Here is a 23,293-nt window from a genome sequence, read left to right on the forward strand (position 1 = left end):
TTTAAAGCACATTGCAGCAAAAATAAACAAGATATGAACGTCACTATCCATGAAAGTTGGAAAAAATATTTACAAACCGAATTTGATAAACCTTATTTTAAAGATTTAACTCAATATGTGGACAATCAATATAAAACAGAAACTTGTTTTCCGCCAGAAGATTTAATATTTAATGCTTTTAATACCTGTACTTTAGAGGCTTTAAAAGTCGTGATTATTGGTCAAGATCCTTACCACAATTACAATCAAGCCAATGGATTATCTTTTAGTGTTAATGATGGTGTAAAACATCCTCCATCTTTAGTAAACATTTTTAAAGAAATTGAAACGGATTTAAATACACCTTATCCGTCAAGCGGAAATTTAGAGCATTGGGCTAAACAAGGCGTTTTTTTACTAAATGCCACTTTAACCGTTAGAGCACATGAAGCAGGCAGTCATCAAAATAAAGGTTGGGAAACCTTTACAGATGCAGTAATTAAAACTATTAGCAATCAAAAGGAAAATGTTGTGTTTTTGCTTTGGGGAGGATTTGCAAAGAAAAAATCGAAGTTAGTAGATGGTACAAAACACCATATATTAACCTCTGGACATCCTTCGCCTTTAAGCGCTAATCGTGGATATTGGTTTGGAAATAAACATTTTAGTCAGACTAATAGCTTATTAGCATCAAATGGATTGGATTTAATAAATTGGTAGATTTATAATTGTTGTAGTTTTTTGAAACTGCTTTGCGTTTTATGTCAAACGTTCTCATTTTATAAAACTATCTTTTGTAGTTAAAGCGATTAGTTGTGAGTGATTATACTAGTATATTTGATATATAATACAAATAAAAATGCCTCATTTTTAGTGAGGCATTTTTTATTGTTTATATATCGGCAACTAAATCTTCATACTTCCATTTTTCAGGAATAATGTTTAATGCCAATAATTCGTCTTGTACTTTTTGGACGGTTTTTTCAGAAATATTGTCTTGAGACCACTCGGTTAAACCAAGCCATTCCTGCACATCTTCCAATTCTTGCTCGTAACGATTAGCAATCATACGGTCAATACTTGGTATGTCTTTAAACTCTTGGGTTGTGGCATTAACAATGTTTAAAATAGCTTTAACGTCGTCTTTGTTGGTTTTTAAAAACTCTTCTCTTACAGCTATAACAAAACAAGGCCAAGGTGAAGGACAATTGTCTACGCGTCTAAACGTACCATTATCTACTAATGGTTTTGTGGTAAATTTTTCCCACATAAAGTAGTCTGCTTTTCCTTGGGATAAGCCTTCAACAGCTCCATCTAAACTTTTTATAACTTCAAAATCTAAATCTTTTTCTAAATCCCAACCGTTATTTTCTGCATTAATGTAAGCCATTAAATGCGATCCAGAACCATATCTACTAATAGCAGCTTTAGTTCCTTTTAAATCTTCAATGGTATTGTATTGTGATTTTGCAGCCACATGAATTCCCCATATTAATGGTGTTTTTACAAATACTTGAACAATTTTAGATTTATTACCATCAATAATATCTTTAATAATACCTTCTGTTAGGATGACAGCCATGTCTATATCACCATCTCTTAATCCTTTGCACATAGCACCTGTACCACCAAAATAGTCTTTCCAACGTAAGTTGATACCTTCTTCTTTAAACTCGCCATTTTTTAATCCTAAATACCAAGCTAGGTTAAAATGTTCTGGGACACCACCAATATTAATCTGCTTCATCTTAACTAACTATTTTGTCTAACGTATATGTAATTAATTGATCTACTACTTTTTTAGGATCTTGACTAAATTCTCCGGTTGCACGATTGGCTATAATAGCATTCATAGATACTGCGCGATGACCTAATAATTTAGATAAACCATAAATTCCTGCGGTTTCCATTTCTAAATTAGTAATAGGTTGATTGTTAAAATTAAAACTAGCAAGTTTATCGTTTAAATCGTTATCCTGAATAGACAACCTTAACACACGACCTTGTGGTCCATAAAACCCTACATTTGTTGCTGTAAAACCTTTAGTGGTTTGGTCAGATTCTAGCTTTGCAGCTAAATCTTTATCTGCTGTGACAACATAAGGTTTTGATTTGTCCGAAGACCAATTTGTATGTGCTACTAAAGCCTCTGCAACGTCTGTTTGTTGGATGTGTTTACTATTATAAAAGTGAAGTAAACTGTCAAATCCACAAGCTTTTTCACTTATTAAAAACGTGTCAATACCAATTTCTTTTTGGATAGATCCAGAAGTACCAATACGGATAATATCTAACGACTTATGCGTTTTATTTATAGTTCTGGTTTTTAAATCTATATTAACCAAAGCGTCTAATTCATTAAACACAATATCGATATTATCAGTTCCTATTCCAGTTGATATAACGGTTATACGTTTACCTTTATACATTCCAGTTTGAGTATGAAACTCTCTTTTACGGGTTGTAAACTCAACCGAATCAAAGTATTTTGTTACTCCAGAAACGCGGTCAGGATCACCTACAGTAATTATTGTATCTGCAATATGTTCTGGTTTTAAATTAAGATGGTAAACACTACCATCAGGATTTAAAATTAATTCTGATTCTTGTATAGCCATTTATATGGTATGTATTAATTTATTTTCTGTTTTATTGTATTGGTAGTCCGCTTTATTAACGCCTCCAAATCTAAAATTGGTATCAATTATTTTAAAGAAGTTTTTTTGATGCTCTAATGCTAAATGCCCATTTCTATTAAGCATCAATGTCTCTTCAGTTTCGTCATAAAATAGGTGTAACCTATCAATCATACGTTCTAATTGTAAATCCCCAAAACCATAATAGCCTTGATAATGTAAACAGTATCCAAGTAGGTGATGGCGTGATTTAATTTTGTATTCTTTAATTAATTTTAAAGTATTGTACTCTAAGGTATTTAAACCACTTCTTGTATCCGGAAAACGACGTAAATGTGCTTTTAAGCAATTGCTTAAATATTTAAAACTAGAAGGTCTAACAATTAACTCTTTTAATAAATTATGGTCTTCCTCACAATATATTCGCCAAGCTTTTTGTGCAGTTGCAATATCATCAACATTTAATTTGATTTTATTTTCAAACTCTTTTAATAGTTGTTTTTCAGATAATTGCGCAAGTCCTTTTAAGTCCTTTTCGCCTTCAATACGACCACTACAAACTAAATATAAAGGTAACTTTATTCCTTTTTGTTTAATTAAACTAATAGCAGCTATTAAGTTAATGTGGCAAAAAAGATCGTACTCAAACCATAAAATAATTTGGGTGTAGTTAGAGACATCATTTAGTTTGTTATACTCCGTTGTAATGCTATTCACGTCATATTCGACATCATAAGCATTTTCTAAAAATGTTTTTCTTATTTTAAAAAACTTAGGCGTATCAATTTCTTTAACTGTTGGACCTTCACACAACATTTCATGCCAGGTTAGCATTTCACCTTCAAATTTTAATTTTTTAAGGTAATCTGTAACGTTAGATCCATTGGTAATATGCAGACTAGTTTGACTCATTATTAACCTCCAACACGTTTAACGTTAAAACCCTTGTCTTTAAGAATAGCCATTATTTTATCGCGATAATCACCTTGTATAATAATCTTATCGTCTTTAAAACTTCCACCAACACTTAATGTTTGTTTTAGCTCTTTGGCCAAAAGTTTAAAATCTTCTGTAGCTCCAGTATACCCTTCCAAAATTGTAATAGGTTTACCTTTACGTTTTTCGTATTTACAAAGTATAGGGTCGTCTTGTAGCCAGATATCACTATTGTCTTCTTGTTCTTCGATATTTTCCGACTCGTGATCTGGAAAAAGATTTTTTAATTGATCTTTTAAATCCATTGTAGTAGTATTCCGTTTACAGATATGTAGACTTTAGTCAATGATTATCAACTAAAGTCTAATGCCTGTTAACTTATTTTTTAAGCCCAAGTTCTCTTAAACGTTCGTCTAAAAACTCTCCAGCTGTAATATCTTCAAATTGTTTTGGATTAGCATCATCTACACAACTATCTAAAACATCTAGTTTCATTTCGCTAATTGGATGCATGAAAAAAGGAATTGAATAACGTGAAGTTCCCCAAAGTTCTCTAGGTGGATTAATAACTCTATGTATTGTAGATTTTAATTTGTTGTTGGTATGTCTTGATAACATATCACCAACATTAATCATTAATTCGTCTGGCTCTGCAATAGCATCAATCCATTCGCCATTATGGTTTTGCACTTGTAATCCACGACCTTGTGCACCCATTAATAATGTGATTAAATTAATATCACCATGTGCAGCAGCACGTACAGCATTATCAGGCTCTTGAGTAATAGGAGGATAGTGGATAGGACGTAAAATTGAGTTTCCGTTGTGGATGTAATTATCAAAATAAGTTTCTTCTAAACCTAAGTATAACGCTAAAGCACGTAACACGTATTTGGCAGTTTCTTCTAATTTTTGGTAGGCTTTTTTACCGACTTCATTAAAATGAGCCAACTCATTAACCGTAACATTTTCAGGATATTCCTTTGCACGTTCAGCATCATCTTCAACGTATTGTCCAAAATGCCAAAACTCTTTTAAATCTCCTTCTTTTTTTCCTTTTGCACTTTCTTTTCCAAAAGACACATATCCACGTTGTCCTCCAATACCTGGAATTTCGTAGTTATGTTTGGTCTCTAATGGTAAAGAGAAAAAGTTTTTTATTTCTTTATATAAATCGTCAACTAAGGCTTCATCAAGTAAATGTCCTTTTAAGGCTACAAACCCTATTTCTTCATAGGCTTTTCCTATCTCAGCAACAAATTTTTGTTTTCTAACAGGATCTCCAGATGTAAAATCCTTTAAATTAACGCTAGGTATGCTATTCATCTTTATTATTTTATAAGTGTAATATATACAAATGTAGCGAAAACATTGGAAAAATGATAGTCATATTTTTTTAAAAGCGCTGATTTACTTTTAAGCAATTATTCTATATTTGACAAACGCTATTTATGAAAACAGCAGTATTAGAAAAAACGATAATGACTTTTGATAAAAGAACTCTAGATAACACGACGCTTTTAAATCTTTATAAGCGTATGCTAAAACCAAGATTAATAGAAGAGAAAATGCTGATTTTACTACGTCAAGGTAAGGTAAGTAAATGGTTTTCTGGAATTGGTCAAGAAGCCATATCTGTTGGCGTTACTTCAGTTTTAGATAAGGAAGAATACATCTTGCCAATGCACAGAAATTTAGGTGTTTTTACTACAAGAGACATCCCTTTGCATAGGTTGTTTTCGCAGTGGCAAGGAAAAGCTAATGGCTTTACTAAAGGTCGTGACAGAAGTTTTCATTTTGGAACACAAGAGTTTAATATTGTGGGAATGATTAGTCATTTAGGACCTCAATTTGGCGTTGCAGATGGGATTGCATTGGCATCAAAACTTAAAAACAAAAATCAAGTTACTGCTGTATTTACAGGAGAAGGCGGAACAAGTGAAGGTGATATACACGAAGCGTTAAACGTAGCTTCTGTATGGCAATTACCAGTGTTGTTTTGTATAGAAAATAATGGATATGGTTTATCTACACCAACTACAGAGCAATATAATTGTAAAGATTTAGCAGACAGAGCTATTGGTTACGGTATGGAAAGCCATATAATTGATGGTAATAATATCTTAGAAGTTTACACTAAATTAAATGACATTGTAAAAAGTATGCGAGAAAATCCGCGTCCTGTTCTAATCGAGTTTAAAACCTTTAGAATGCGAGGACACGAAGAGGCTAGTGGTACCAAATATGTGCCACAAGACTTAATGGATCAATGGGCTGCTAAAGATCCTATTGATAATTTTCAAGAGTATTTAATACAACAAGCACTTTTAAATGAAACAATTATTGCAGATTTAAAAGAGGAAATTATTAAAGAAATTAATGATAATTTAGATATCGCTTACGCGGAAACTCCAATCGTTCCTGTTGAAAGCAATGAATTAAATGATGTATTTCAAAACTTTGAATATCAAGAATTTAAAGAAAATAGCAATACTGAAGAATTACGATTAATTGATGCTATATCTGAAGGATTAAAACAATCCATGGAGCGTCACGATGATTTAGTAATTATGGGTCAAGATGTTGCCGAATATGGTGGTGTATTTAAAATAACTGATGGTTTTGTAGCGCAATTTGGAAAAGACCGAGTACGTAATACTCCAATTTGTGAATCTGCTATTATCGAAACTGCAATGGGTTTAAGCATTGCAAGAATTAAAAGTGTTGTCGAGTTGCAATTTAGTGACTTTGTGACCTCAGGTTTTAATCCTGTGGTCAATTATTTAGCAAAATCACATTACCGTTGGAACCAAAATGCAGATGTTGTTTTAAGAATGCCATGTGGTGCAGGCGTTGCAGCAGGACCTTTTCATAGTCAAACTAATGAAGCTTGGTTTACCAAAACACCAGGTTTAAAGGTGGTTTATCCAGCGTTTCCGTATGATGCTAAAGGGCTTTTAGCTACAGCTATTAACGATCCAAATCCTGTCTTGTTTTTTGAACATAAAGCATTATATAGAAGTATTAGACAACAGGTTCCAACCGATTATTTTACAATTCCGTTTGGCAAAGCTGCAACCTTACAATCAGGAAATGATGTTACTGTAATAGCTTATGGAGCAGCAGTACATTGGGCTTTAAATACACTAGAAAAACATCCAAATATTAAAGCAGACGTTATTGATTTAAGAACTTTACAACCTTTAGATACAGATACTATTTACGCGTCAGTTAAAAAGACAGGTAGAGCTATTATATTGCAAGAAGACTCGTTATTTGGTGGAATAGCAAGTGATATATCTGCACTAATAATGGAACATTGTTTTGAGCAATTAGACGCTCCAGTCAAACGTGTAGCAAGTTTAGATACACCAATACCATTTATAAACCAATTAGAAGATCAATACCTTTCTAGAGATAAATTTGAAGGTGAATTGCTAAAATTATTAGAGTATTAATATATTTTTAGCATTTAGGTATGATTTTTGGTTTATTTTCGACTAATAATAGATTATAATACCATGAAATTTTACATTTCTTTTTTAATTCTTTTCAGTGTTTCTTTATGTGGTTATGCACAAATAGACAGTCAGAATAATGGTTTTGCCATTCCTGCAATAGAATCTGAAGACCCTAAAGATGATCCAGAATTAATTATAGAGCCTGCTCCAGAAGCAGAAACGGTTAAACCTGATGCTGCAAATAACAATAAAATTATTGCGCCTAAAGAGGTGCAAACTGCTGTTAAACCTAAAAAAGAGTTCTCGATGATTGAAGAGGATAATAACTTTAGAAATCCAGCAGAATTGTTTAATAAACAATTAAAAAAGCAGCTTAAGTTTAAGGAAGATGACGAAAAATCTAATAACGGAAGTTTGGTTAATCAGTTTTTAGGAGAATATAAAACGACTGCCAAAACCGTAAATATTATTTATAGAGATCATCAATATCCTGATGGAGATGCTATACGTGTTTTTTTAAATGATGATATTATGGTACCTAGTGTAACGTTAACTTCTGGATTTAACGGACTGCTTATTTATTTAGACGAAGGAATTAATAAAATAGATTTTCAGGCCTTAAACCAAGGAACGTCTGGTCCAAACACAGCAGAGTTTCAGGTGTTGGATGAGGCAGGTAACGTTATTGCAGCAAACCAATGGAATCTTGCAACAGGTGTTAAAGCATCAATTATTGTTGTTAAAGAAAAGGGTAGTGTGCTTAAGTTAAAATCTCAGGAAGAGGATAAATCTGAAGCTGATCCAAATCCTAAAAATGACGAATAGCCTAATTAGGTACTAATCCTAAACTGTTAAACAACTTCGCTTTTGTAGCATTAAACTTGTTATTAAGCTTGATTGCTTTTACTTGAGAATCTATTAATTTGTTCTCTCTACTATTTATTAAAAACACTGAGCTTTCTCCAAAACTAAATTTACGTTCTTCAGCACTTAGTAACGTCTGATAGTCCGCAACGATTGTTTTAATAAGGTTATTTTGTGTCTTATAAGACTCTAATTCTTGTGTTATGGCTTCAATTTTATTTTTAATTTGAAGTTGTGTGTCTGCAAATGTAAATTGAGCATCTTGTAATTTTAATTTAGATAATTTTAAATCACCACGTTCCTTTCTTAAAAACAGCGGAAATGCAACGTTTATGGTTGCCTTATAAGATGAAGCATTAAAGCTATTGGCTTGATCTGGAGTTTCTGATAAAAAATTATATTGAGCATCGATTACAGGTAATAACTTATTAGCTTTTAATTGTCTATCCACATCTAAACCGTCTATTTTACTGCCTAAAGCTAATAATTTTGGGTGGTTGTCAACGTTATAACTCTGGATGGTATTAATGCCTAAAACCACATCAATATCTTTTTCTAAAGTGGTCATTGGACTTACGGTTTGATTAATATCTACAGGCGTATTGTTTAGCCATATAAAATTAGAAGCCTCTAAGCGTGTTTTTAATAATTTTACTTTGGCTTGCTCCAATTCTAAAGTTCTATTTTTAACAACAATACCTGCTTCTAAGCTATCAATACCAGCTTTATCTCCTGCTATAACGCTAGATCGTACACCTTCAAATCTAATGCTAGCATTTACTAAAAAGCGTTCGTAAATTTTAGTTTCATTATATGCTTGTAACCAATCAAAGTAAGCAATAGAGGCATCATAAAGGACTTGATTTACTTGTAAATTACGTTCTGCTTGAGTTTGCTCTTTAAAAAACTTAGCTTTTTTAACGTCAGCCATACGCTTATTCATCAATAAACCTTGACCTAGAGAAAATCCAATTCCTGCGCTAAATAATCCATCGTCAGGTACTGTGTTTTCTGGATTTAAATAATAGCCTGTATTTTCTTCAAAATTAGCTTTAAGCTCTATACCATACCAAGTAGGAACTTTAAATGTTGCATTTAAACGCTCATAATACTCGGTGTTTTTATAATCTTTTTCATTAAAATCGGCTTCAAGCTTTGGGTCAAAACCACCACGTGCTTTCATTAATGACGCTTGACCACTTTCAAGCAATAAATCGGCTTGTTTAGCAACAGGATGATATTGCTTAACATAGCCTAAAAATTCGGTATAACTTAAACTATCCAACGTTTGAGAATGCAGTACAAATGGGATAATAATTGTTATGTATAAAATAACTTTTTTCATATTTATTTTTTATCTGCTTTAGCTGTTTTGCTACCACTAGGTTGATAATAGTTAGGAGGGAAGCCATTTAATTGTCTCCACAACTCAAACCAAATAGGTACATCCTCTAATAATCCAATAGCTCTGGCACCAGAACCAACGCGAATAGCTTCAGGCCATTTGTGCTCGTTTTCAGCAGGCGCTAAAAGCACTCTAAATTTTCCGTTAGGACTAATAAAACGTTCGATTGCTACTACTTTTGCTCCATAAGTACCATACGATACGTTAGGCCAGCCACTAAATATAATGGCAGGCCAACCATCAAACTGTACTCTAAAAACTTCGCCAATATGCACTAATGGTAAGTCTATTGGGTTTATAAAAGTCTCAATAGCGACATCAAAATTAGAAGGAGAGATTCCTACCAACTGTTCGCCTTCTTTAAACGTTTCTCCTATACCAGCCTTTATAGCTTTATTAATGTAACCATCCTGAGGTGCTTTAATATAGTACATCTCATTACGCATTGAGTAATTGGTAAAAGCGTTTTCAAGTTTTGTAACTTGAGCTTCGGCATCATAACCACTAGATTCTGCAGTAAATTTATCGCTTTGTGCTTTTGATATTTTATCCGTGTATTCTGCGCTAATACGGTTTAACTCGACTTTAGCATTGATAATTTCATTTTGAGCAGCTAAATATTTATTTTCTTGAGATATTAGCTTTGCTTGAGTTTCTTGCAATTTCAGGCGTTTTTCTTCAACATCTGTAACCGCTTTTAAGCCTTCTGATTGTAATTGCTGTGTACGCTCAAATTGTTTTTGCGCAATACTTAAATTGGTTTTTGAAGCTTCAAAATCTATACTATCACTTTTAGCCTTTAATTTAGATTGTAAAAGTTTGTTTTCTGCTTGTTCAAGTTTTAATTTTCTTTCATTGGCTAAAGCCGAAATCTGATTATTTAGGGCATTGACTTTACCAACATACGATTGTACAGAAGATGATTTGGCTTTAATTTGCTGACTTGTTCTTTCAGCTAAATTAGGATCAAAATATTCGTTTTTGATTTCAGAAATAAATAAGATTGTATCTCCTTTAGACACAAAATCCCCTTCTTTAACAAACCATTTTTCTATACGTCCAGGAATTGGAGATTGTATAGTTTGAGGACGTTGATCTGGTGTTAATGTAGTGACTAATCCTGAAGCTGTAATATTTTGAGTCCATGGTAAAAACAAAATAATAATACCAATGACTCCAAATGTGATAAGTAAACGATTAAAGTGTTTGTAATGTCTTCTGTGTAGTGCTTTTTGCACTGAAGTGTAGCGACTGATGTCAACGTTTTTATTGACGCTATTTGTTGAAATATTTAACATACTATTTAGTGTTAATTATTTGACCTTTATCTAAAATAATAAGCTTGTTTAATTTTGGTTTCCAAATGTTATTCTGGCTTACCACAACTAATGTCCAAGGATGTTCAGGTTGACTTAAAAAGTCTACCAGTTGTTGAGCTTCTTTAGCTTCAAACTGATCTAAAGGCTCTTTAAGCATCAATAATTTAGGGTTTTTAACAATACTTCTAGCTAACATAATTTTTTTAGAAACAGTAAAGGAAACCCCTTTTCCTTCTGGATAAATCATTGTATTTAAACCATTAGGTAGTTGTTTTACAAAATCTTTTAATCCTACATTTTGAATAGCCCAATCTAGTTGCTGACTTGTAATGTCTGTATCTCCAAACGTAATGTTTTGTAAAAGTGTACCTTCAAAAGGCGTTTCTTCTACTAAAGTTTGACCAATATGTTGTCTGTAACTATTTATATTTAGGCTTGTCAGCGATTTGTCACAAACATAAACGCTACCATTTGTTGGACTGATTACTCCAGCTATTAATTTTAACAAACTAGATTTACCAGAACCACTATTACCTTGAATTAAGATGCGGTCTTTTGCATTAATTTTTAGAGAAACATCTTGTAAAATTGGCTTTTTTCTGTCTTTAACACTATAAGATACATTGTCAAGTTCTATATTAAAGTCATTATGTTTTACATTTAAAATTTCGCCATCCTGAGACTCTAACTCTTTGTCAACAACTTTACCTAATTTTTCAATAGAAGTTAAAACATCATAAAAGGTTTCTAGTCCTAATATTAGTTTTTCTACAGAATTAATAACTAATAAGATAATGATCTCTGCAGCAACAAATTGACCAATATTCATTTGTTGATTAAGTACTAAAGCACCACCAATCATTAATAATCCTGCAGTAACAAGCACCTTAAAGCCAATTAGTTGAATAAATTGTACAACCAATATTTTAAAATGACTCTCACGTGCTTCTAAATAATTAGTAACTAATTTATCATTTTTATTTAGTGCTAAACTTGTTTTACCAGATAATTTAAAACTAACAATTGATCTAGCAATTTCTTGTAACCAATGTGCTACTTTGTATTTATGGTTAGACTCGTCGATACTTGTTCTTAGCCCTTTTTCTGCAGTAAACTTAAATACTACGTAAATTAAGATTAAAAGTAAAGCACCATAAATAATAAAAAAGGGATGGTAAAAAGATAATAACATTAATCCAAATACAATTTGTAATACTGCAGCAGGAAAGTCTATCATTACCTTAGCAATACCTTTTTGTACGTTTATGGTATCAAAAAATCGATTAGCTAATTCTGGCGGATAATATCCATTTAATTCGCTCATTTTCATTTTAGGAAAACGGTAGGCAAACTCAAAAGACGCTCTTGTAAAAATCTTTTGCTGAATGTTTTCAATAATTCTAATCTGCATTAGTTGTAATACACCAACAAAAACAACACCTAAAGTAACTAATATGACTAAAACTATCCATGACGTACTAACTTGAGCTGCTTGTAATAAATTAATAATAGCTTGTATTCCAAGTGGTAGCGATAGGTTTACTAATCCTGCAAAAATTGCATAGAAAAAAACTTGTCTAACGTCCTTTTTGTCTAGTTTTAATAGGCTAATAAAACGTTGCCAAGCGGTAAGGATTTTTTTACTCATTTGTTGGGATATTTAGGGTTTTGAAAACTAAATCTCTAAAATAGTTAGTAGGATCGTCTGCTTTTTTTAGGTCAGATATGGTAGTAAAATGATCTTTTAAAAAATGCTGATGTAATGCACCATCAATAACAGTACTAGCCAAACTAAAGGCATACGGATAGTCATTATCTATAGACAATACCATGTCGTGTAGTCTTGTTACTAGTCTTTTGTATACTAAAAAATAACCATCTTTATTTTCGTTATCGACCTCTTTAGTTAAATAGGATTTAGAATACTCATTAATTACAATACGCTTTAAAATCACCTCATCTATATGAGAGAAATTAGAATCTAGTGTTGCAGATTGCGCAAGTACTTCAATAGCTTTTTCAATTTTATCTTTTGGATTAGCTATACTATTTGTTGCAAAAACTAATTGATATTCTAACCAACTCCAATACCACGAGGTAAGGTAAATTAATAATTTGTGTTTACTTTCAAAATAACGATAAATACTACTTTCGTTGGAACCAATTTTAGCACCTAATTTTTTAAAAGTAAATACATCAAATCCAATCTCGTCAATTAATTGGATACTGTTTTCAACGATACGTTTCCCTAAATCAGAAGATTCCGGATCTTTAAGGTAAATTTTATCATTAATATTAATCTTTAAATTTGAAAGTAAAGTATGCATAATTAATTATTTGATTGCAAAGATAATAGTAATACTATTATAACTGAAATCAAATTAACTATTAATTAACTTTTTTTAAAAATTTTAAAAGAAATTTACTTGAAAGTACTATTGCTAGGCAATTCAAAAAGTTCTAAATCAAAGTAAGGTACAGCAGCAAGAAAATGATCAAAAAGGTCACTCATAACATACTCATAACTCTCCCAACGTTTGTCTTTACTAAAACAGTAAATTTCTAGAGGTACACCTTGTGAGGTAGGTTGTAGTTGCCTTGCCATTAATAACATGTTATTATTAATAGCAGAATGTTGCTCTAGATAGGTTTGAATAAATTTTCTAAAAACACCAATGTTGGTCATATTGCGACCGTTAATTAAAGCTGTTTTATCAATACCATGCGATGTATTAAAATTGTTAATCTTGTCTTGCATGGTACTTAGATAAGTGGATATGATTTCAATCTCTTTTAATCGTTCAATATCTTCATTATTTAAATATTTGATAGACGTTTGCTTGATTAACATGTGTCGTTTAATACGTCTACCATCAGAGTTTGTCATTCCTCTCCAGTTTTTAAACGAGTCTGATATTAAAGCATATGTTGGTATTGTAGTAATCGTGTTGTCAAAATTTTGAACCTTAACCGTTGCTAAATTAATTTCAATAACATCTCCATCTGCACCAAATTTTTCAAAAGTAATCCAATCACCAATACGCACCATATCATTAATAGATACTTGTATACTAGCTACAAAACCTAAAATGGTATCCTTAAATATTAACAATATAATAGCTGTAGCAGCACCAAAACCAGTGATAAACTTCCATAACGAGTCGCCTCCAACAAGAACAGCCATAGCTAATCCTGCACCAACAATCCATGCAAATATCATAAATACTTGTATGTAACTATCAATAGGTTTATCCCTTAAACTAGGTAAAGTTTTAAAGTAATTTTTTAAAGTATTAAGTATACTTCTTACAATCCAAAGCCCTAAAACGATTCCTGCCACTTGCATACATTTTTCAAAAAGCAAATGCAGATTTGCAAAGTCATTAAATACTAACGGAATACTTTTTATTGCAATGTATAAAGCTGGAATATGCGCTATATTTCTTGGTACACGATTGGTAATAAGTAAGTCGTCAAAATTTGATTTTGTTCGTGATGCAATTTTAGCCGAAATCAACCTTAAAACCTTTCTAACTAATAGATCTAAAATTAAAATAAAGATTAGTGTTAAAACTAATAACACTAACATATTTAGGTACTTGGATGTTACTCTAGTAAGACCTAAATCTCTAAAATAATCGTAAAAAAAATGTGCGTATTGTATCATGAAATATGTTAATATTTAAAACAAAAGTACTATGTTTTTGACAATTACTCTTGCTATAAAAACTAAAGATACGTTAAAGTAATTGGTTTAGATTTTTAATAGCCAAAACATCTGCAACTTGCATATTATCTAGAGTAATATTTCCGACCCTAACACGCACCAAACGTAGCGTAGGACAATTTACAGCACTAGTCATTTTACGGACTTGTCTAAATTTACCTTCTGTTAAGGTTACCGAAATCCATGTTGTTGGACCATGTCTTGCATCTCTAATTTTTTTAGAGCGTTCTGGTAATTTAGGTAATTCCTTTAATTTTGTGACTTTACAAGGTTTTGTAGTGTATTTTTTACCATTAAATCCTATTTCAACACCTTCTGATAATTGTTGTATCGCTTTCGCGGAAATGTCGCCATCTACTAACGCATAGTATTCTTTTTCAATTCCGGACTGGTTAACATGGTCACTTAGTTTACCATCTGTGGTAAGTAGGAGTAGACCTTCACTTTTTTCGTCCAAACGACCAATAGGCATAATGCCTTCCGGAAAATCACCCAATTCTCCTAAAAATCGCTTTTTCTGTTCTTTAGCAGCATTGCTAGAAAACTGACTTAGCATTCTATAAGGTTTGTATATTTTAAAGTGTTTATGCTTAGTGTCCATATAAAATTTTGAAAACTAAATCCTTTGTAAGTTGTTGTCCATTGGCTTTTTCACGAATTAAGTCATAGCTAAATCTAAAATCACAACCCGATTTATAATCACTACAACCATAAGCTGTTTTTCCTTTTATAATCGTTCCTTTTTTACATTTTGGACACGGATTAGTCTCTGAAGCTGTATTTGTTTTTGCGGGCTTTTTTTGCTTAGGTTCTAATTTTAGTTTAAAATTATCATCAAAACGCAACAAACCTTCAACAGTTGCACCTTCCACTTTAAAACCTTTTAAATTAACGGTAGATCCTTTGTCCAATAAACGTTTGTATTGATTTTCGGATATATTCTTTTCACCAAAACTAAAAGACAATACAAAATCACATGTTTTACCATAATTGGTACAACCATAAGCCTTTTTTCCTTTTAAAATTTGTCCTTGTTTGCATTTAGGACAGGCTTTACCTACAATACCTTTAGTACCAGTTTTGGTTTTAGATTTTGTTTTAGTGGATTTTTCTGATTTATTGTTAGTGTAGCTTATTTTAGCTTCAAGTTTTTCGCTTCGTACTTCATAGACTAATTGGTCTACCATATGCTTCATGTTTTTAATAAAAGCAGCAGCAGAATATTCGCCTTTTTCTATATCTTTTAATTGTTTCTCCCAAAGACCAGTCAACTCGGCAGATTTAAGCAAATCATTACTAATAATATCTATTAATTGGATGCCTGTAACGGTTGGTAAAACTTGTTTTTTATTACGTTTTATATACTTACGTCTAAATAGTGTTTCAATGATATTTGCACGTGTGGATGGTCTACCAATACCGTTTTCTTTCATTAAATCACGCAGCTCGTCATCGTCCACTTGTTTTCCTGCAGTTTCCATAGCACGAAGTAGTGTTGCTTCCGTATATTGGTTGGGTGGTTTGGTTTGTTTTTCTAAAAAACTAGGTTCATGTGGTCCTTTTTCGCCTTTAATAAAGGTTGGTAGTAAACCAGGCTCTTTAGTAGGGCTGTCTTTAGTTTCAAACACGACACGCCATCCTTTTTCAAGGATTTCTTTACCAGTGGTTTTAAAGTTAACACTTTCAGCTTTTCCAATGACTGTCGTGTTAGCCACTTTGCAATCGTCGTAAAACACAGCAATAAAACGTCGTGTAATAATATCATATACTTGTTGTTGATTATACTGTAGATTGCTTTGTACACCAGTTGGGATTATGGCATGGTGATCTGTAACCTTAGCATCATCAAAAACCTTTTTAGATTTTTTAATTTTTTTTGCTAAAACAGGAGCTGTTAAAGTCGCGTATTGTGTTAGGTTTTTTAAAATACTTGGTACTTTTGGATAAATATCGTTGGGTAAGTAGGTTGTATCTACTCTAGGGTAGGTAACCACCTTCATTTCATACAGTTTTTGTACAATTTTAAGGGTTTCGTCTGCAGAAAATCCAAATTTGGTATTACAATACACTTGTAATCCTGTTAAGTCAAATAATTTTGGCGCATATTCATTACCTTTTTTCTTGGTAATAGAGACGATTTCAAAGTCATGTGCTTTTACAATATTGGCTAACTTTTCTCCATCTTCCATTTTTAAAAAACGACCTTCTTCATAGCTAAATAAGGTATCGCGATACATTGTTTGCAGTTCCCAATAGGGTTGAGGCTTAAAGTTTTCAATTTCTTTCCAACGGTTTACAACCATTGCTAAAGTTGGTGTTTGTACACGTCCAACACTTAATACTTGCTTGTAACCACCATATTTAACGGTATATAGTCTGGTAGCATTCATACCAAGTAGCCAGTCTCCAATAGCACGCGAAAAACCTGCGTAATATAGATTGTCGTATTTTTTGCTTGGTTCTAGTTTTTCAAAACCTTCTTTTATTGCTTCGGTCGTAAGAGAGCTAATCCATAATCGCTGTACTTCACCTTTATACTTAGCTTGATCAATAACCCAACGTTGGATTAATTCTCCTTCTGTTCCTGCATCACCACAGTTTATCACCACATCTGCTTTATCAAATAGGCTTTTAACAATTTTAAATTGCTTTTGTATCCCAGAATCTTTGGTGACTTTAGTTTCAAATTTTTCTGGTAACATTGGTAAGTTGTTTAAATCCCAACTTTTCCAATAAGGTTTATAATCGTTTGGTTCTTTTAAGGTACAAAGGTGACCAAAAGTATAGGTTACTGCATAGCCATTACCTTCATAATAACCATCACGTTTAGCGTTGGCACCTAATACTTGAGCTATTTCTCTAGCTACAGATGGTTTTTCGGCAATGCAGACTTTCATTTTATTAGGTCAATTAATTATTAAAACACAAAAGATTAGGTGTTGCGCTAATATATTAATGCGCCACATTTAGGCTTTAATTTTTAGATTTAAAGTCGCAAAATAAGTGAATAAGTTAACTAAATAAAAGGGTTTTGTTAGTAGTTATTAACTATTGGTTAAGTCTTTTGGTTGTTGCTAAAATTTCAGAATAATTAAACTCTCCAAAATTACTAGTAAATTCGCCATCTTTTGAAATGACTAAATAGCTAGAACATGGATAATGGTATTCAAAAAATAAAGATTCAATTAAACCATCTGGATCTTGATGCCATTTAGATAAATCATAATTATTTGCTAAACCATCTATAGTTTTATACAAGTAAATAGGTTTGATTTGAGCTAAATTGTATAATTTATCCTCAAAGTCTTGTTGTGCTTTTGCTCGTGTTTGTTTTGTTGCAGATCCACTAGAATTACAAGGGTCTTTTCCTGGATAATAAATAATCACTACAGGTTTGTCACTAGCAATATCAATATTTAATGTATTGTTTAATTGTTTTATTATAGTTGATTTATTTGATATTATACCATGTTTTTGACCAGCTACTAATCGTTTATCAAATTTTGTTTTATTGGACACATAAGCCCATGATAAATCTTGGTTTTTTAATAGTTGATTGTAAAATTTAGATTGACTTATTCTATTATTTTCCTGATCGTATAAACGGGATTTTTTATAGGTATCTTCAATGTTATTATTGGCAGTTTCTTGTTTAGATTTACAAGAAACTATAAACATTAAGGTGATTAATAGTAAAAGTAGTTTTTTCATTTTTCAAATTTAAATGCTATCGTATGTACCACGAATGTAATAAAAACTGAATAAATTTAAATACAAGACTTTAGCAATAATAGTTAATTGTCCTTTTTTTTAAATATTTTGTTTTTAATTAAATTAAATCCAGAAAGCATTTTAGATCTATGATTTAAAAGATGTGCAAAAAACAGTGTTGTTATTAATGCAATAAAAGCTAATGTGCCTAAAGCACCACCATAACCCTTAAAAAAAGCGCTTTTATTTATGTAAACTATACTAAATAAAAGGCCAGCAAAAGCTAACAATAAATAGTTGTTTTTACCTTTTGGAGAAGCCATTCCAATAAATGAGGCTCCAATAAATACTAACGGAATATTTTGAGTGAGATACACATTTAATACATTAGGAAAGCAGTAAAAAAACAAACCAATTATTAAAGATAATAAGGCAGACGCCCTGACTGGACCTTGTTTTAACTGTTCACTTACGTAAAACGTTACAGTAGCTCCTAAAATACTAGCTAATATTATAGGTATAATATTCATAAATATAACCAGTGTATTAATGATACAATAATGACACCTGCAAAAGCTAAAGCACCAAGTTTACCTCCAATTCCAAGAAACAAGTTTTTAGACAGCATATATAACAATCCAGTAATGCTACCTGCAGCAATTACGAAACTTATAGATGGTGTTATTTGTGCGCTAGACATACCAACAAAAGCACCACAATATATTACTGTTGGTAGTTTTTTTAGATAATTAGATTGGTTATTTATTTTTGGTGCAAATGAGGCTAAAACACCAATAATTCCTGCTGCCAATACACTACCCAAACCAAGATATATATTAATTATATAACAGAGTAATGCACCTATCGGAACCCAAATTACAACAGACAACCTCTCATAATTATACTTGTGATGATGTAAATCTAAATAGCGGTAACCAAAAAAGGTAGATAGGATAACTACTATAATTGCAGTACTAATCAATACATTATTTGCTGTGTATTGTTCTTTAATTATCATGGATAAAAAAACAATCTGAATAAGTAATAACAAAGCAACTGTTAAAAGCCTGATGTATTTGTGTGTTTTCAAAAAATAAGAAACCGGATTAATTACTAATATTAGTTAGGGAAAAAGATTTAAGGCTACAAAACTACTCTAATAAATTAAATTACCATGCGACCACAAAGCATTTTGTTATTTGACCATTAGGAAACTTAAGCCATAATAAAGGTGAATATTTTTCGGATTGATATATGGTTAATTGCGGCTCTATTTGATCTAGAGTCAACCAATTAATATGACTATTCACGTCTAATAACCAATCGGTTTTTTGAGGCTTATAAAATTTACAATCCTTAAACAGAATTAGATCTTTATAATTAAAATAAAAGCCATAAATACAGTTGTTATTTAACGTGTTAAAAGTAATGCTACTTCCATAAGGCACAAAAATTTGCGCCTTAAAATATATTTGCTGTTTTATGGTATCGACATTTAATTGTAATTTATCTAAGTAAGGTTTTGTAGCAGTATTATATAGTAGTGGTAGTTGTTTTAATTTAAGTTTATTTAATTTTTCAATTAAACTATCTCGACGCATAGGCCCAATTAAACAGTCTATTTCAGTGCTCCCTAAACTGGCATCATATAGATAGTATTTAAACTGAATTTCTAAATGTATTGGTTCCGAATTATTTAATATTAAGCAGTCCAATTCGCCAATAGTCTGGTTCACATTTTCCTGTATTTGGATATTTTCTGACAAAACAGAAATGTCATCAAATTGCTTTAACTCTTCAAACACAAATTGTTCTACACGTTGTCCTAACCTAATATTAGGTCTAACCTTTCTATTAAAAACAAAAGGTCTATCTAATTGCTTAACAAAAGGTTGCATAGTATTTATTTCAGAAAAAAATAAATGTGGTGTATTAAAAAAGCCACTAAATTGGGCCTGAAAATTATCGGTTTTATCGCTCATATGGTTGTGTAAAAATAGGTATAATAATTTTTTTTAAAGAATAGTCGTTGAAACCCTTTAAATCGTTGTATTTTTGCACATCTTAAAATTTAAAAATTGCAATTAATTAATGTCTACTAAAACTCTAGAATTACAAGAACGTACAGAAGGAAAAAGTCTTTATAGTTACCAAAAAGGGGCAATCGATAAGATTTTTAAATGTTTTGAAGAAGCGCCTGAAGATTATCATCTATTATATCAACTACCTACAGGTGGTGGAAAAACAGTTATTTTCTCTGAAATTGTAAGACAATACTTAAAACACCACAAAAAACAAGTGTTAGTAATGACACATAGAATAGAATTATGTAAGCAAACATCAAATATGCTTTCAGAATTTGGTGTAAGTAATAAAATTGTAGATAGTAAAGCAGATTTAAGTGATCAAGGTGATTTTAATTGCTTTGTAGCAATGGTGGAGACACTTAATAATCGTTTAACAGATAATAAGCTAGATATTTCAGACATTGGACTAGTAATTATTGATGAGGCACATTACAATAGTTTTACTAAGTTATTTAAGTTTTTTGAAAAATCGTTTATTCTTGGTGTAACTGCGACACCTTTAAGTAGTAATATTAACCTTCCAATGAAGGATAATTATAACGAGTTAATCGTTGGAGAAACCATCCAATCTTTAATTGAAAACGAATTTTTAGCACGTGCCGAAATATTTTCATACAATGTAGGATTAACCTCTTTAGTGGTTGGAGCTAATGGTGACTATACCGTAAAATCATCAGAAGATTTATATACCAATACAGATATGTTAACTAAGCTGATACAAGCTTATGAAGAACGTTGTAAAGGTAAAAAAACATTAATATTTAATAATGGTATTAATACATCATTACACGTATATGATACCTTTAGACGTGCTGGATATCCTGTAGCACATTTAGATAATAACAACACTAAAAAAGAGCGTAAAGCCATACTTAAATGGTTTAAAGAAACGCCAGATGCCATACTAACATCGGTAAGTATCTTAACCACAGGTTTTGATGAGCCAACAGTAGACTGTATCATGCTTAACAGAGCAACCAAGTCGTTGACATTATACTACCAAATGATTGGTCGTGGATCGCGTATATTAAAAAATAAAAATAAGTTTATAGTTATCGATTTAGGTAACAACTTACACAGATTTGGACCTTGGGGAAGTGACTTAGATTGGCACAAAATTTTCCGTTCTCCAAATTATTATTTAGATGGTATTTTAAGTGATGAAGAACTTGAAAACAATTTTAGATATGAAATGCCAGAGGACTTGCGCGAGCAATTTAAAAAATCTGACCATGTGTATTTTGATATTAAAAAATGCTACATTGATAGTATTAGAGCAGGAGAAAGCTCTAAAGTGGTATTAGAGCGCTCAATCCAACATCACGCACATATTTGTACAGAAAATAGTGAGGATTTATGGGATGCATTAGCTTTAGCTAAATTATTGGGTGACGATATAGATTACCGTATTTCTAGATATACTAAGTGTATAAGTAAAAGTACGTTTAACTTTGTAGAATGGTTAAAAGACGATTATCGTAAAAAATTAAACGCCTATTTACGTACTAATTTTGATGAGATTTTTGAGGAAATCAATGGTTTTCCACCAGAAGATTAAATCTTAAATGTAACAGTATTCAGTCGCAGTCTGCAGTTGCTTACTTTTGTAAAAACATATTAATAACACAGACTAATTACTATTTAATTATGACTTTTAAAGACCTTGGTTTAGATAAAAACTATATAAAATCTCTTAAGGAATTAGGGATTAAATCGCCAACCGAAATTCAGGCACAAGCGATTCCTATGTTATTAAAATCATCAACCGATTTTATTGGTTTAGCACAAACAGGAACAGGTAAGACAGCTGCTTTTGGGCTGCCATTACTACATAAAATTAATCCTAAAAAAGATGCAATCCAAGCGTTAATAATTGCGCCTACTAGAGAATTGGTTCAGCAAATTAAAAAGCAACTATTTAAATTCACTAAATACAATAATTCTAAAATATTTTTAGAAGGTGTTTATGGTGGAGAAAAGATTGATATTCAGTTACGTAACGTTGCTAGAACCACACATATTATTGTGGCAACTCCAGGTCGATTAGTAGATTTAATGACGCGTGAGGCTGTAGATTTATCTCAAGTTAAAACAATTGTTTTAGACGAAGCAGATGAAATGCTAAGTATGGGTTTTAAAAATGATTTAACCTCTATTTTAAAAGGCGTTACTGGTCAAAAAAACACATGGTTATTTAGTGCTACAATGTCTAACGACTTAAAAGATATTGTTAAGCGTTACATCGCTGACGAAGCTATACGACTAGAGATAGATAGAAGTAGTGTAGTAAACCAAAACATATCTCATTATTTTGTTGAAACAACGTTGCACGAAAAATCGTCTACATTAATTAGACTTTTAGAAGACCGAGAAAACCAACGTGGTATAATTTTTACAAAAACAAAAGCTGGTGCACAAGCACTAAGACATCAATTAGAAACCGAAGGGTTTAACGTTGGTGCTTTAGAAGGTGACATGCAACAAAAAGAGCGTGATAAAGTCATGCGTGCTTTTAAAAATACAACCTTACAATTATTAATTTCTACAGATGTATCTGCTAGAGGTATTGATGTTAATGATTTAGCATTTGTAATTCATTATCAATTACCAGAACATACCGAGTATTACACACATAGAAGTGGTCGTACAGCACGTGCTGGTAAAAAAGGAGAATCTATTGCATTAATTTTAGGTAATGAGCATAGTGATCTTAAAAAAGTAGAAACCACATTAGGTATTAAATTTAAACAACTATCTGTTTAATTATAAAACATAAAAAAGCGACTTGAAAAAGTCGCTGTTTTTTATATAAAGTATAGCATTAAATTAATGCGTATTCATTTTACCTTTACGTTTGGCTAATTGTCTTTCTAATTGATTAACAACTTCACTAACACTTTTGTGCAAGGTCTCTTTGCTTTCTTCAGCAAATAGTCTAGGTCCTGGAGCACTAAGTCTAATACCAGCAATTTTACCTGATTTATCGTCATTAGTATTTTCTAATTTAAAAAATACATCAGCACGTACTATAAATTCATATTTATTAAAAAGTTTTTGGATTTTTTCAGTGGTAAATTCCTCTAAAGCCTCACTTGCTTTTACCTTGTCATATTCAAAATTGATATCCATATATTTAGATTTTAAGATTACTTAAAGATAATTAAATTC

Annotated in this window: 22 protein-coding genes; 5 read left to right on the plus strand and 17 right to left on the minus strand. The window is 31.5% G+C overall.

Translation table 11 applies throughout. The features are described from left to right. Nucleotides 1-33: 33 nt before the first annotated feature. Complete coding sequence (gene ung, locus V6251_RS00515) at nucleotides 34-699, plus strand: uracil-DNA glycosylase (protein ID WP_341586512.1); 666 nt, start codon at nucleotides 34-36, stop codon at nucleotides 697-699. A gap of 172 nt (nucleotides 700-871) precedes the next feature. Here the strand turns inward: ung and V6251_RS00520 are convergent, their stop codons facing one another. The 5 genes from V6251_RS00520 to V6251_RS00540 all read right to left on the minus strand — a co-directional run bounded on the left by V6251_RS00520 (nucleotide 872) and on the right by V6251_RS00540 (nucleotide 4,877). Next, nucleotides 872-1,726: a substrate-binding domain-containing protein gene (locus tag V6251_RS00520; RefSeq protein WP_341586513.1), complete on the minus strand. Its 855-nt coding sequence runs from the start codon at nucleotides 1,724-1,726 to the stop codon at nucleotides 872-874. Between the two features lies 1 nt (nucleotide 1,727). Next, complete coding sequence (locus V6251_RS00525) at nucleotides 1,728-2,597, minus strand: nucleoside phosphorylase (protein WP_341586514.1); 870 nt, start codon at nucleotides 2,595-2,597, stop codon at nucleotides 1,728-1,730. After that, a complete protein-coding gene (locus tag V6251_RS00530; protein WP_341586515.1) occupies nucleotides 2,598-3,527 on the minus strand; it encodes a DUF1835 domain-containing protein in 930 nt (309 codons plus the stop codon). Nucleotides 3,528-3,529: 2 nt separating this feature from the next. After that, a complete protein-coding gene (locus V6251_RS00535; RefSeq protein ID WP_292945604.1) occupies nucleotides 3,530-3,856 on the minus strand; it encodes a translation initiation factor in 327 nt (108 codons plus the stop codon). A 73-nt stretch (nucleotides 3,857-3,929) separates the two neighbouring features. Beyond that, the gene (locus tag V6251_RS00540; protein WP_341586516.1) at nucleotides 3,930-4,877 is read right to left on the minus strand and encodes an isopenicillin N synthase family dioxygenase; all 948 of its coding nucleotides are present in this window, start codon (nucleotides 4,875-4,877) and stop codon (nucleotides 3,930-3,932) included. A gap of 155 nt (nucleotides 4,878-5,032) precedes the next feature. Here V6251_RS00540 and V6251_RS00545 point away from each other — a divergent pair, with 155 nt between their 5' ends. Both V6251_RS00545 and V6251_RS00550 read left to right on the plus strand, forming a co-directional pair. Next, a complete protein-coding gene (locus V6251_RS00545; RefSeq protein WP_341587157.1) occupies nucleotides 5,033-7,009 on the plus strand; it encodes an alpha-ketoacid dehydrogenase subunit alpha/beta in 1,977 nt (658 codons plus the stop codon). Nucleotides 7,010-7,072: 63 nt separating this feature from the next. After that, the gene (locus V6251_RS00550) at nucleotides 7,073-7,837 is read left to right on the plus strand and encodes a hypothetical protein (protein ID WP_341586517.1); all 765 of its coding nucleotides are present in this window, start codon (nucleotides 7,073-7,075) and stop codon (nucleotides 7,835-7,837) included. Between the two features lies 1 nt (nucleotide 7,838). On the opposite strand, the gene V6251_RS00555 is transcribed toward V6251_RS00550, so the two are convergent. The 11 genes from V6251_RS00555 to V6251_RS00605 all read right to left on the minus strand — a co-directional run bounded on the left by V6251_RS00555 (nucleotide 7,839) and on the right by V6251_RS00605 (nucleotide 20,020). Further along, the gene (locus V6251_RS00555; protein WP_341586518.1) at nucleotides 7,839-9,221 is read right to left on the minus strand and encodes a TolC family protein; all 1,383 of its coding nucleotides are present in this window, start codon (nucleotides 9,219-9,221) and stop codon (nucleotides 7,839-7,841) included. Nucleotides 9,222-9,223: 2 nt separating this feature from the next. Next, complete coding sequence (locus tag V6251_RS00560) at nucleotides 9,224-10,579, minus strand: HlyD family secretion protein (protein ID WP_341586519.1); 1,356 nt, start codon at nucleotides 10,577-10,579, stop codon at nucleotides 9,224-9,226. Nucleotide 10,580: 1 nt separating this feature from the next. Further along, nucleotides 10,581-12,248, minus strand: coding sequence for a peptidase domain-containing ABC transporter (locus V6251_RS00565; RefSeq protein ID WP_339874117.1), 1,668 nt, complete (start codon nucleotides 12,246-12,248; stop codon nucleotides 10,581-10,583). Then, nucleotides 12,241-12,927, minus strand: coding sequence for a TetR/AcrR family transcriptional regulator (locus V6251_RS00570; RefSeq protein ID WP_341586520.1), 687 nt, complete (start codon nucleotides 12,925-12,927; stop codon nucleotides 12,241-12,243). The genes V6251_RS00565 and V6251_RS00570 overlap by 8 nt, the downstream gene beginning before the upstream one ends. A 95-nt stretch (nucleotides 12,928-13,022) precedes the next feature. Continuing rightward, on the minus strand, nucleotides 13,023-14,267 hold the full coding sequence (locus V6251_RS00575; protein ID WP_341586521.1) for a mechanosensitive ion channel family protein: 1,245 nt from the start codon (nucleotides 14,265-14,267) through the stop codon (nucleotides 13,023-13,025). A 73-nt stretch (nucleotides 14,268-14,340) separates the two neighbouring features. Beyond that, nucleotides 14,341-14,928 (minus strand): pseudouridine synthase, encoded by a 588-nt coding sequence (locus V6251_RS00580; RefSeq protein WP_341586522.1) that lies wholly within the window; start codon nucleotides 14,926-14,928, stop codon nucleotides 14,341-14,343. Further along, on the minus strand, nucleotides 14,918-17,224 hold the full coding sequence (locus V6251_RS00585; protein WP_341586523.1) for a DNA topoisomerase 3: 2,307 nt from the start codon (nucleotides 17,222-17,224) through the stop codon (nucleotides 14,918-14,920). The genes V6251_RS00580 and V6251_RS00585 overlap by 11 nt, the downstream gene beginning before the upstream one ends. Nucleotides 17,225-17,375: 151 nt before the next feature. Further along, entirely contained in the window at nucleotides 17,376-18,038 is a 663-nt protein-coding gene (locus V6251_RS00590; RefSeq protein ID WP_341586524.1) for a hypothetical protein, read from the minus strand. Between the two features lie 83 nt (nucleotides 18,039-18,121). Further along, the gene (locus V6251_RS00595) at nucleotides 18,122-18,568 is read right to left on the minus strand and encodes a hypothetical protein (RefSeq protein ID WP_341586525.1); all 447 of its coding nucleotides are present in this window, start codon (nucleotides 18,566-18,568) and stop codon (nucleotides 18,122-18,124) included. Then, nucleotides 18,565-19,128 carry a hypothetical protein gene (locus V6251_RS00600; protein WP_292945569.1) on the minus strand — a complete coding sequence of 188 codons (564 nt, stop codon included), beginning with the start codon at nucleotides 19,126-19,128 and terminating at the stop codon, nucleotides 18,565-18,567. Before V6251_RS00600 ends, V6251_RS00595 begins: the two co-directional genes overlap by 4 nt. 79 nt (nucleotides 19,129-19,207) lie before the next feature. Further along, nucleotides 19,208-20,020: a DUF1853 family protein gene (locus tag V6251_RS00605; protein ID WP_341586526.1), complete on the minus strand. Its 813-nt coding sequence runs from the start codon at nucleotides 20,018-20,020 to the stop codon at nucleotides 19,208-19,210. 109 nt (nucleotides 20,021-20,129) lie between these two features. Between V6251_RS00605 and V6251_RS00610 the strand changes: the two genes are divergently transcribed. Then, entirely contained in the window at nucleotides 20,130-21,683 is a 1,554-nt protein-coding gene (locus tag V6251_RS00610) for a DEAD/DEAH box helicase (RefSeq protein ID WP_145001668.1), read from the plus strand. 86 nt (nucleotides 21,684-21,769) lie between these two features. Further along, the gene (locus V6251_RS00615) at nucleotides 21,770-22,888 is read left to right on the plus strand and encodes a DEAD/DEAH box helicase (RefSeq protein WP_341587158.1); all 1,119 of its coding nucleotides are present in this window, start codon (nucleotides 21,770-21,772) and stop codon (nucleotides 22,886-22,888) included. Nucleotides 22,889-22,951: 63 nt separating this feature from the next. Here V6251_RS00615 and hpf read toward each other — a convergent pair whose 3' ends face one another. Further along, nucleotides 22,952-23,254: a ribosome hibernation-promoting factor, HPF/YfiA family gene (hpf, locus tag V6251_RS00620; protein WP_028282178.1), complete on the minus strand. Its 303-nt coding sequence runs from the start codon at nucleotides 23,252-23,254 to the stop codon at nucleotides 22,952-22,954. Nucleotides 23,255-23,293: the final 39 nt, after the last annotated feature.

This window comes from Olleya sp. Ti.3.14, from assembly GCF_038154885.1.
Classification (GTDB): domain Bacteria; phylum Bacteroidota; class Bacteroidia; order Flavobacteriales; family Flavobacteriaceae; genus Olleya.

Bases quoted from the DNA above. Each gene is read 5' to 3' on its own strand.
- ung (WP_341586512.1), top strand. From the start codon at position 34: ATGAACGTCACTATCCATGAAAGTTGGAAAAAATATTTACAAACCGAA.
- V6251_RS00520 (WP_341586513.1), bottom strand. From the start codon at position 1,726: ATGAAGCAGATTAATATTGGTGGTGTCCCAGAACATTTTAACCTAGCT.
- V6251_RS00525 (WP_341586514.1), bottom strand. From the start codon at position 2,597: ATGGCTATACAAGAATCAGAATTAATTTTAAATCCTGATGGTAGTGTT.
- V6251_RS00530 (WP_341586515.1), bottom strand. From the start codon at position 3,527: ATGAGTCAAACTAGTCTGCATATTACCAATGGATCTAACGTTACAGAT.
- V6251_RS00535 (WP_292945604.1), bottom strand. From the start codon at position 3,856: ATGGATTTAAAAGATCAATTAAAAAATCTTTTTCCAGATCACGAGTCG.
- V6251_RS00540 (WP_341586516.1), bottom strand. From the start codon at position 4,877: ATGAATAGCATACCTAGCGTTAATTTAAAGGATTTTACATCTGGAGAT.
- V6251_RS00545 (WP_341587157.1), top strand. From the start codon at position 5,033: ATGACTTTTGATAAAAGAACTCTAGATAACACGACGCTTTTAAATCTT.
- V6251_RS00550 (WP_341586517.1), top strand. From the start codon at position 7,073: ATGAAATTTTACATTTCTTTTTTAATTCTTTTCAGTGTTTCTTTATGT.
- V6251_RS00555 (WP_341586518.1), bottom strand. From the start codon at position 9,221: ATGAAAAAAGTTATTTTATACATAACAATTATTATCCCATTTGTACTG.
- V6251_RS00560 (WP_341586519.1), bottom strand. From the start codon at position 10,579: ATGTTAAATATTTCAACAAATAGCGTCAATAAAAACGTTGACATCAGT.
- V6251_RS00565 (WP_339874117.1), bottom strand. From the start codon at position 12,248: ATGAGTAAAAAAATCCTTACCGCTTGGCAACGTTTTATTAGCCTATTA.
- V6251_RS00570 (WP_341586520.1), bottom strand. From the start codon at position 12,927: ATGCATACTTTACTTTCAAATTTAAAGATTAATATTAATGATAAAATT.
- V6251_RS00575 (WP_341586521.1), bottom strand. From the start codon at position 14,267: ATGATACAATACGCACATTTTTTTTACGATTATTTTAGAGATTTAGGT.
- V6251_RS00580 (WP_341586522.1), bottom strand. From the start codon at position 14,928: ATGGACACTAAGCATAAACACTTTAAAATATACAAACCTTATAGAATG.
- V6251_RS00585 (WP_341586523.1), bottom strand. From the start codon at position 17,224: ATGAAAGTCTGCATTGCCGAAAAACCATCTGTAGCTAGAGAAATAGCT.
- V6251_RS00590 (WP_341586524.1), bottom strand. From the start codon at position 18,038: ATGAAAAAACTACTTTTACTATTAATCACCTTAATGTTTATAGTTTCT.
- V6251_RS00595 (WP_341586525.1), bottom strand. From the start codon at position 18,568: ATGAATATTATACCTATAATATTAGCTAGTATTTTAGGAGCTACTGTA.
- V6251_RS00605 (WP_341586526.1), bottom strand. From the start codon at position 20,020: ATGAGCGATAAAACCGATAATTTTCAGGCCCAATTTAGTGGCTTTTTT.
- V6251_RS00610 (WP_145001668.1), top strand. From the start codon at position 20,130: ATGTCTACTAAAACTCTAGAATTACAAGAACGTACAGAAGGAAAAAGT.
- hpf (WP_028282178.1), bottom strand. From the start codon at position 23,254: ATGGATATCAATTTTGAATATGACAAGGTAAAAGCAAGTGAGGCTTTA.